Source organism: Streptomyces sp. NPDC029014, from assembly GCF_055564695.1.
In genome coordinates, this window is record NZ_JBVHVT010000058.1 from 43,126 (window position 1) to 50,411 (window position 7,286).

9 protein-coding genes are annotated in these 7,286 nt (G+C 72.1%); 5 read left to right on the top strand and 4 right to left on the bottom strand.

Annotation, left to right across the window (positions count from 1 at the left end):
• Positions 1 to 174 precede the first annotated feature (174 nt).
• The 5 genes from ACZ4VL_RS27890 to ACZ4VL_RS27910 all read left to right on the top strand — a co-directional run bounded on the left by ACZ4VL_RS27890 (position 175) and on the right by ACZ4VL_RS27910 (position 3,785).
• Positions 175 to 447 (top strand): UBP-type zinc finger domain-containing protein, encoded by a 273-nt coding sequence (locus ACZ4VL_RS27890; RefSeq protein ID WP_361091446.1) that lies wholly within the window; start codon positions 175 to 177, stop codon positions 445 to 447.
• Entirely contained in the window at positions 444 to 2,234 is a 1,791-nt protein-coding gene (locus ACZ4VL_RS27895; protein ID WP_468205070.1) for an FAD-dependent oxidoreductase, read from the top strand. The genes ACZ4VL_RS27890 and ACZ4VL_RS27895 overlap by 4 nt, the downstream gene beginning before the upstream one ends.
• Before the next feature lie 118 nt (positions 2,235 to 2,352).
• A complete protein-coding gene (locus ACZ4VL_RS27900) occupies positions 2,353 to 2,874 on the top strand; it encodes a hypothetical protein (RefSeq protein WP_468205072.1) in 522 nt (173 codons plus the stop codon).
• 93 nt (positions 2,875 to 2,967) lie between these two features.
• Positions 2,968 to 3,303, top strand: coding sequence for a putative quinol monooxygenase (locus tag ACZ4VL_RS27905; RefSeq protein WP_468205073.1), 336 nt, complete (start codon positions 2,968 to 2,970; stop codon positions 3,301 to 3,303).
• Positions 3,300 to 3,785, top strand: a complete 486-nt coding sequence (locus ACZ4VL_RS27910; RefSeq protein ID WP_468205075.1) for a group II truncated hemoglobin — start codon at positions 3,300 to 3,302, stop codon at positions 3,783 to 3,785. Before ACZ4VL_RS27905 ends, ACZ4VL_RS27910 begins: the two co-directional genes overlap by 4 nt.
• Before the next feature lie 257 nt (positions 3,786 to 4,042).
• Here the strand turns inward: ACZ4VL_RS27910 and ACZ4VL_RS27915 are convergent, their stop codons facing one another.
• The 4 genes from ACZ4VL_RS27915 to rpe all read right to left on the bottom strand — a co-directional run bounded on the left by ACZ4VL_RS27915 (position 4,043) and on the right by rpe (position 6,845).
• Positions 4,043 to 4,393 (bottom strand): barstar family protein, encoded by a 351-nt coding sequence (locus tag ACZ4VL_RS27915; RefSeq protein ID WP_468205077.1) that lies wholly within the window; start codon positions 4,391 to 4,393, stop codon positions 4,043 to 4,045.
• Between the two features lie 65 nt (positions 4,394 to 4,458).
• On the bottom strand, positions 4,459 to 4,929 hold the full coding sequence (locus tag ACZ4VL_RS27920; RefSeq protein WP_468205079.1) for a guanyl-specific ribonuclease: 471 nt from the start codon (positions 4,927 to 4,929) through the stop codon (positions 4,459 to 4,461).
• 64 nt (positions 4,930 to 4,993) lie between these two features.
• Entirely contained in the window at positions 4,994 to 6,040 is a 1,047-nt protein-coding gene (locus ACZ4VL_RS27925) for a sugar-binding transcriptional regulator (protein WP_361091468.1), read from the bottom strand.
• Between the two features lie 118 nt (positions 6,041 to 6,158).
• Positions 6,159 to 6,845 (bottom strand): ribulose-phosphate 3-epimerase, encoded by a 687-nt coding sequence (rpe, locus tag ACZ4VL_RS27930; protein ID WP_468205082.1) that lies wholly within the window; start codon positions 6,843 to 6,845, stop codon positions 6,159 to 6,161.
• Positions 6,846 to 7,286 lie beyond the last annotated feature (441 nt).

Consider the following 7,286-nt stretch of genomic DNA (forward strand, 5'->3'; position numbering starts at 1 on the left):
GTCGGGGGCACCTCAGGAAGTCGTCCGCGGAGGTCATGAAGTAGCCGCGGGACTTCCTGACTTCGGCCGAATCACTGAACCGTTCACGCACCCGGCGCCTATGGTCTGGACGCGCCGTGAATCACGGGCGCGCGGAGGACGAGCACTGCGCGGACGAGGAGAGGGACGGGGACGATGACCACGGGCCTGTTGTGCACACACACCGATCAGATACGCCCGGTGGAGCCGGGCAGCGAGGGCTGCGAGGAGTGCCTGGCCCTCGGCGACAGCTGGGTGCACCTGCGGATGTGCCTGAGCTGCGGGCACGTCGGATGCTGTGACTCCTCCAAGAACCGCCACGCCACCCGGCACTTCCGCACCACCGACCACCCGATCGCGGCCTCGCACGAGCCGGGCGAGGCCTGGGCCTGGTGCTACGCGGACAAGCTGATGCTGGACCCGGCATGAGCGCGGCCCCCGAGAGCACCAAGGGCGCTGCCACTGCCGCCGCCACTGCCACTGCCGCTGCCGCCGCCACCCCGCCCGCGACGACCGCCGCAGCCGCCCCGGGCGCCGCGGCCGCCGAGCGGGCGGAGAACCGCAAGCCGGTCATCCTGGCCGTGGACGACGACCCGCAGGTACTGCGGGCCGTCCGCCGGGACCTGCGCAGCGCCTACGGCGACCGGTACCGGGTCCTCGGCGCCTCCTCGGCCGCCGACGCCCTCAAGATCCTCGACTCCCTCGACGAGCGCGGTCACGACCCCGCGCTGTTCCTCGTCGACCAGCGGATGCCCGACGTCACCGGGGTCGAGTTCCTCCTGGAGGCCGTCAGCCGCTTCCCCGACGCCCGCCGGGTGCTGCTCACCGCGTACGCGGAGACCGACGCGGCCATCACCGCCATCAACCGGGTCCGACTGGACTACTACCTGCTCAAGCCCTGGGACCCGCCGCACGAGCGGCTCTTCCCGGTCCTGGACGACCTGCTCTCGGACTGGCTCGCCACCTACCGCCCCGCGTACGACGGCATCATCGTCGCCGGCCACCTCGTCGCCCCCGGCACGCACGCCGTCCGCGACTTCTTCACCCGCAACGGCCAGCCGTTCCGCTTCCTCAACGTCGAGCGGGACCCGGAGGCGCTGACCCTCATCGCGGCCCAGCCCGACGCGACCCTGCCCCTCGTCCGCTTCCCGGACGGCTCGGTGCTCTCCGCCCCGAGCGACACCGAGCTCGCCCGCCGCCTCGGCCTGGCGACCACCGCCTCCCGCCCGCACTACGAGTGCGTCATCGTCGGAGCGGGCCCGGCGGGCCTCGCGGCCGGGGTGTACGCGGCCTCCGAGGGCCTGTCCACGCTGATGCTGGACTCCCGCGCCCCGGGCGGCCAGGCCGGCACCTCCAGCCTGATCGAGAACTACCTCGGCTTCCCCTCGGGCCTGTCGGGCGGCGACCTGACGCGCCGGGCCACCATCCAGGCCTCCCGGTTCGGCGCCGAGATCCTGCACCCGGTGGAGGTGGTCTCCCTGACCCGGGACGACCCCGCGAAGATCCTCACGCTGTCCGACGGTACAGAGATCAGCGCCGAGACGGTGCTGCTGGCGACCGGGGTCTCGTACAACCGCCTCCAGGCGCCGGGCGCGGAGCGCTTCGAGGGCGCCGGCCTGTACTACGGGGCGGCCACCACCGAGAGCTCGGCCTGCATCTCGCAGCACGTGTACATCGTGGGCGGGGCGAACTCGGCCGGCCAGGCGGCGGTCCACTTCGCGAAGTACGCGGCCCGGGTCACGGTGCTGGTGCGGGCGGACTCCCTGGACGCGAGCATGTCCCGCTACCTGATCGACGAGATCGAACGCACCCCGAACATCGAGGTGAAGGTCCGCACGACGGTGGTCCGGCTGGACGGCGGCGAGCACCTGGAGAAGCTGACCCTGCACGACGCGGCGACCGGCGAGGACACCGAGGTCCCGGCCCGCTTCATGTTCACCTTCATCGGTGCGCGCCCGCACACGGACTGGCTGTCGGGCGTGGTCGAGCGCGACGAGTACGGCTTCGTCCTCACCGGCTCCGACCTGGTCGCCAACGGCGGCGAGCTCCCGGCCGAGTGGAGCCTGGAGCGGGCCCCGTACCCCTTGGAGACCAGCGTCCCGGGGGTCTTCGCGGCCGGCGACGTCCGGGCCCACTCGGTGAAGCGGGTGGCGTCGGGCGTGGGCGAGGGGGCGATGGCGGTCTCGCTGATCCACCGGTACCGCTCGATGGGCTGACGGCGGTGACCCGGACGGGGAAGCGGCCGAGCATGCCGATGGGCTGAGAGCGAACAGGAGGCGGGAGCGACCGCGAACCCCTTGCGATCAAGCATGCTTCGGATGCAACGTCGATTACATGATTACATCCGAGCAGAGCGAGCAGCTGCGCACCTGGTTCGCGGACCGCCTTCCGGTGGACGTCTACGAGTCCCTGGTCGAGGTGGCGGTCGACCGCGAGGAGATCACGGTCGTCGGCACCCTCCCGGCCAACGAGTCGGTCAAGGCGTTCCGCGAGCGCACGCGCCACCAGCGCATGGAGGTGGCCGGCGAGGCGGAGGAGCTCTACCGCCGCAAGGTCGCCTGGGCCGTCCAGTCCGGAGACGACCGCATCCTGTTCACCCACCTGGCGGTCCCGGTGATGACGCGCCTGCGCCAGCCGGAACGCCAGGTCCTCGACACCCTGGTCGAAGGCGGAGTGGCCCGCAGCCGGGCCGACGCCCTCGCCTGGTGCGTCCGCCTGGTCGGGCGCAACACGGACGAGTGGCTGACCGAGCTCCGCGACTCCCTGGCCAAGGTCCGCGAGGTCCGCGAGGCGGGCCCGGACCGGACGCCCGACGCCGACGCCGACGCCGACTCCCAGAAGTCTGGGTCGGAATGACGAAAGGGCCCCGCGTCGCGGCATGATCGCGCAAGGCTTGGCCGCGACCGACGCCCGACGCCAGACGTCCCGACCCAGGGAGAGGCAGGCAGCATGACCACCACCGTCGAATACATCCGCTACCGGATCGCATTGGACGACCAGCAGGCCTTCGAGGACTCGTACCGGCAGGCCGCCGAGTCCCTGGCCGCCTCACCCCAGTGCATCGACTACGAGCTCACGCGCTGCGAGGAGGAGAACGACCGCGAGCGCTACATCCTCCGCATCCGCTGGACCTCGGTCGACGCCCACCTGAACGGATTCCGCAAGGGCGAGCACTTCCCGGCGTTCTTCAACGCGATCCGCCCGTACGTGAAGGCCATCGAGGAGATGCAGCACTACCGCGTCACCGACGTGGCCGGCCCAGGAAAGGCCTCGTCCCCGTCATGAGCACCACCCCCACACCCGGCACCACCCCCACCATCTACGAGTGGATGGGCGGGGAGGAGGCGATGAACCGCCTCACGGAGGCCTTCTACGGCCACGCCCTGCAGGACGAGATCCTCGCCCCCGTCTTCGCCGGCATGGACGCGGAGCACCCCCAGCACGTCGCGGTCTGGCTGGCGGAGGTCTTCGGCGGCCCGGCCGACTACACGGCCCACCACGGCGGCCACCAGCACATGGCCACCAAGCACCTGGGCCGCGGCATCACCGAGCGGCAGCGCCGCCGCTGGGTGGACCTGCTGATGGACACCGCCGACGAGGTCGGCCTCCCGACGGACCCGGAGTTCCGCGCCGTGTTCGCGTACTACATCGAGTGGGGCACCCGCATGGCCCTGATCTACTCGGGGCCCAACCCGCCCCCGGTGGACGCGGCCGAGATCCCGGTCTGGTCGTGGGGCCAGACCCCTCCGTGGATCCCGAAGTCCTGAAACCGGACGTAGGCACACCCTGAACCCCCGGCGGATCCGGCCCGAGCCGCTCCCGCCGGGGGTTCACCGCTTCCCGGCCCCGCCGGCGTTCGAGTCCTGCTCCCCCAGCCTCCAGCCCCGCCCACGTTCGAGCCTCCCTCCCCAACCCCCCCAGCCCCGTCGGCGTTCGAGGCGCGGGGGTGCAGCGGGCGGAGCTCCCGCGTCGGGCTCCGGGTCCGGGGCGGAGCCCCGGTTTCGGGAAGGGGCGGGGAGGGGAACTACGCCCGCGCAGCGGCCACCACCACCTCCAGCGCCGGCCCACCCTCCACGGCCCCCCAGTAGGCACTGGCCTCGTCCAACACCTCCCGCAGCACACCCCAGTCCCCCGGCCGCGCCTCCCCCAGCTCACGCCACCCCGTCACCACCACCAGCCGCCCCACGCCGGCTCCCCCCGGCACCGGCAGCCAGGACAGGTCCCTCAGGCAGTCCGCCAGCGCGTCCCAGTTCCGCCCGAACCACTCGGGCAGCCGGAACGCCTCCGCGCACGCGTCCATCAGCCGCGCCTTCGTCCGTACGCCGTCGAGGTCGAGCCGTACGACCGCCCACCCCGCCGCCTCGGCGGCAGCCAAGGCAGGGTCGAGCGGATGCGGATGCGGGTGCGAATGGGGGTGTGGTTGCGAACCCGGGTCCGTCGTCATCGAAGAACCGCCTTGAACGAGTCGTAGTGGTCGTCGGTGTAGTACAACTCCCCGCCCCGCCCGGTCACGATCCGCCGCGACCCGCGATCGCGCTCCCCGGGCGTCTTCACCGTGTACTCGTGGTAGTAGCCGCGCTCCTGCCGCGGCAGCACCTTCTCGAAGTTCCCGAACACGGTCCCGTCCTGCCGGTACGGGTACGGCCCGCCCTCGTCGATCAGCGCGAGCACGTCGCGCGCCTGCCGCGGCAGCTCCTCGGCCCGTACGGTCGCCATGCCCGCGGCCCAGGCGGGCGCACTGACCCGCGCGCCGGCCCGCGTTCCGTCGTCGGCGGACGGCCCACCGCCGGCCCCGCCGCACGCGGCGAGCGCCAGGCAGAGCAACGCGACCCCCAGCAGCCGGCCGAGGCTGCGAAGCGGGCGCGGAAGTGGGGGCGGCAGCAGTGATCGGGGCACGGTCCGGAAAATCATGCCCCGATCGTGTCAAAAAGGACCGTTCACCCGCGCACCGCGGGCACCGCGGCCGGACCGCGGCTCACTCGTCCGGGTCGGCCCGGTCCAGCGCCGGCCGCAGGCCCGGAGCCGACTCGGTCAGCAGGTAGTCCGCGACGGCCGTGTCGGTGACCAGGCTGGTCACCAGGCCGGAGCGCAGCACCGCACCGATCGCGGCGGCCTTGCGCAGCCCGCCCGCGATGGCCACGACCTCGGGGATCCGGCGCAGCCGGTCCGCCTCGACGGTGATGCACCGCTCGCCGAGGTCGCGGCCGACCCGCCGGCCGTCCTTGTCGAAGAGGTGCGCGGACATCTCGGCGGCGACGCCGAGCGAGGCGTAGTGCGCCCGCTCCTCGTCCGTGAGCATGTCGTGGACGGTGGAGATGCCCGGCTCCCAGGAGCCGATGGACACCGCCGCGACAGTCACCTTGTCGAAGTACTCGAAGGCCCGCGCGATGCCCGTCTGGTTGCGCAGCGCGGCCGCGGTCGCCGGGTCGGGCAGCAGCATCGGGGCGTAGATGGGGTGCGCGTCGCCGCCCGAGACCTGGGCGGCGCGGCGTACGGCCTCCACGGACCCGCGCTCGGCCGTGCCGGCGTCGTACACGCCGGTGAGCTGGACCACGGTGCACTGCGGGAGGCGGCGCAGGGAGGCGGCCATGTGGATGGTCGACCGGCCCCAGGCGAGCCCCAGGACATCGCCCTCGCTGACGAGCTCGCCGAGCAGGTCGGCCGCGACGGCACCGAGGTTCTCCGGGTCGGGCGCGTCGTCGGCCGTGTCGGCCGGGGACTCCACGACGACCGCGTGGCGCAGCCCGTAACGGGCGCGGAGCGCGTCGGAGCGCTCCGCGTCCAGCTCGGCCGGCACCCGGATCTCGATGCGGACGAGGTCGCGTTCAAGGGCGGTCTCCAGGACCCGGGCCACCTTGAAGCGGCTCACGCCGAACTCCTCGGCGATCTGGATCTTGGACTTGCCCTCCAGGTAGAAGCGGCGGGCCATGGCCGCCGCCTGCACCAGCTCCGCGGGTCCCATCCGCAGGGCTGAGCGTCCCGCCGACACACCAGACACCGCGATCTCCTCACTGCTGTTCACACTCTCGACTCGTCGTTCATCCTGTCAGATCCGACGGCCGTTGATCAGCCTGGACAGCTCCCGTTCACCGAGCCGTCCACCAACCCTTGATTTTGTTGTTTCCGCAGCCCCAATGACCTCAGTGGTCGCACACCCAGGGGGCCGCGGCGATCGCCACGTCCGCCTGCTCGCGCAGCGTACGGACGGCAGCCGCCGGGTCGACCGCCCCGTAGACCGCGCTGCCCGCCACGAACACGTCGGCGCCCGCCTCCGCGCACCGCTCGATGGTCGTGGCCGAAACCCCGCCGTCGACCTGGAGCCACATGTCCAGACCGTGCTTGGTGATCAGCTCCCGGGTGCGGCGGATCTTGGGGAGCATGATGTCCAGGAACGCCTGGCCGCCGAAGCCCGGCTCGACCGTCATGATCAGCAGCATGTCGAGCTCGGGGAGGATGTCCTCGTACTGCTCGATCGGCGTGGCCGGCTTGAGCGCCATGGCCGCCCGGGCGCCCTTGGCCCGGATCTCGCGCGCGAGACGGACGGGCGCGGCGGCGGCCTCGGCGTGGAAGGTGATGGAGCCGGCGCCGGCCTCGACGTACTGCGGCGCCCAGCGGTCCGGGTTCTCGATCATCAGGTGCAGGTCGAGCGGCGTGTCGGTGGCCCGGCTCAGGGACTCCACGACGGGCACGCCGAGGGTGAGGTTCGGGACGAAATGGTTGTCCATGACGTCGACGTGCAGCCAGTCGGCGCCCTCGACGGCCTTGGCCTCCTCGGCAAGGCGTGCGAAGTCGGCGGACAGGATGCTGGGAGAAATCTGAGCGGCCATGACCCAAGCCTGCCATGCCTCCGCGCACTTCTGGCCACGACCCCGCATCTCGACATCGCAGTAGCATCGCTTAACGGCATGCGGAGATCAATTAACCTGTCCTTCGGTATGGGCCTCCACCACGGTTCCGTACATGACACCCCACTCCCGACGGACGCTTCCTCCGCCGCCCACCCGACGGAAACGACCCACCTTTTAGGCCGGCCCACGCCACCGAACCCCTCGCCGGCCATGGATCCGCACCTGGCGGTGGCCACGGAATCGCCGGCGGATGCGTCTGCAGACGCGGCCGTGGACGGCCGGTACCCGGAAGGCGGGACGGCGGGAAGGCGGGACGGCAGGACGGCAGGACGGCAGGACGGCAGGACGGCAGGACGGCAGGACGGCAGGACGGCAGGACGGCAGGACGGCAGGACGGCAGGACGGCAGGACGGCAGGACG